Here is a 1,620-nt window from a genome sequence, read left to right as displayed (position 1 = left end):
CGTACGTCCTGTACGCGCACCCGCACAGGTGAGCTCCAAGCTGCCCGCACCAGCTGCACGACCTGCACCAACGCACCACTCAGCACCACCTCCCTGACACCCACGTCGCCCGACGTGCACCCGACCGGAGGAAGCCGTGGCAGCTACGCCCAGGTTTCGTAAGAACGCAGTCGATGGAAACGCAGTCGAAGGAAGCGCAGGAGAAGGAGGCGCGGCCGGCGAACCGGACCGGAAACACCCGGTCGACGAGACGCTTCCGCCCCTCAGGATGTTCACCAGCGGCCTGCAGCACGTGGCCGCGATGTACGCGGGAGTGGTGGCCCCGCCCATGATCGTGGGGCCCGCCGTCGGCCTCAGCGCCAAGGAGACCGCCTTCCTCATGGGGGCGAGCCTCTTCACCGCGGGGATAGCCACCCTGCTCCAGACCCTCGGCTTCTGGCGAATAGGCGCCCGGCTGCCGTTCGTCAACGGCGTCTCGTTCGCCGGAGTCACGCCGATGATCGCGATAGGCAAGGACCGCGGGCACGACGGAATCGCCGTCATCTTCGGGGCGATCATCGTCGCCGGCCTCCTCGGCTTCGTCCTCGCCCCGTACTTCTGCAAACTGGTGCGGTTCTTCCCGCCCGTCGTCACCGGCACCGTCATCACCCTGATAGGCGTCTCGCTGCTGCCGGTCGCCTTCAACTGGTCGCAGGGCGGCAACGCGACCGCCGACGACTACGGCTCGATGACGAACATCACGATGGCCGCGGTCACCCTCCTGATCGTCCTCGCTCTGCGCAAACTGCTGCGCGGCTTCCTCCAGCAGATCGCCATCCTGCTCGGCCTGGTCATCGGCACCCTGATCGCCATCCCGGCCGGCATCACCGACTTCGGGGCACTGGGCGACGCCGACGTGGTCGGTTTCCCGACGCCGTTCCACTTCGGCGCACCGCAGTTCGAGATCGCCGCCATCATCTCGATGTGCATCGTGATGCTCGTCTGCATGACCGAGTCCACTGCCGACATGCTGGCCCTCGGCAAGATCGTCGGCCGCCCGGCGGACGAGCGGACCATCGAGGGCGGACTGCGCGCCGACACTCTGGGCAGCGCCATCAGTCCACTGTTCAACGGCTTCATGTGCAGCGCGTTCGCGCAGAACATCGGGCTGGTCGCCATGACCAAGGTCCGCAGCCGGTTCGTCGTCGCCGCGGGCGGAGCGATCCTCGTCCTGCTCGGACTGGTCCCCGTGGCCGCGTCGGTCATCGCCCTCGTACCGCTTCCGGTCCTCGGCGGCGCGGGCATCGTCCTCTTCGGATCGGTCGCCGCGAGCGGCATCCAGACGCTGGCCACCGCCGCCCTGGAGAAGGGTGAGAACGCCCTGATCGTCGCGGCGGCCGTCGGCGTCGGTCTCATCCCGATCGCCGCGCCGGACTTCTACCACGCGTTCCCCGAGGACCTCCTCGTCGTCCTGGACTCGGGCATCTCCACAGGCTGCGTGGTGGCGATCGTGCTCAACCTGGCCTTCAACCACTGGGGCCGGACGCCGGACGCGGAACCGGAGACGGAGGCCGCGGACAGCGAACAGCCGAAGGACCCGATGGCCCTGCCCGTCGCCCACTGACCCGGCGGTGCGCGTGC

Annotated in this window: 1 protein-coding gene; it reads left to right on the top strand. The window is 68.5% G+C overall.

Annotated features, from left to right (window positions below; all coding sequences use genetic code 11):
• Positions 1-136: 136 nt before the first annotated feature.
• The gene (locus tag ACFWFI_RS42635) at positions 137-1,603 is read left to right on the top strand and encodes a nucleobase:cation symporter-2 family protein (protein WP_387401343.1); all 1,467 of its coding nucleotides are present in this window, start codon (positions 137-139) and stop codon (positions 1,601-1,603) included.
• The last annotated feature ends 17 nt before the right edge of the window (positions 1,604-1,620 follow it).

This window comes from Streptomyces sp. NPDC060209 (genome assembly GCF_042728155.1).
Classification (GTDB): Bacteria; Actinomycetota; Actinomycetes; order Streptomycetales; family Streptomycetaceae; genus Streptomyces.
The sequence above is the reverse complement of the archived record's forward strand: the minus strand, read 5'-3'. Positions and strand labels throughout refer to the sequence as shown.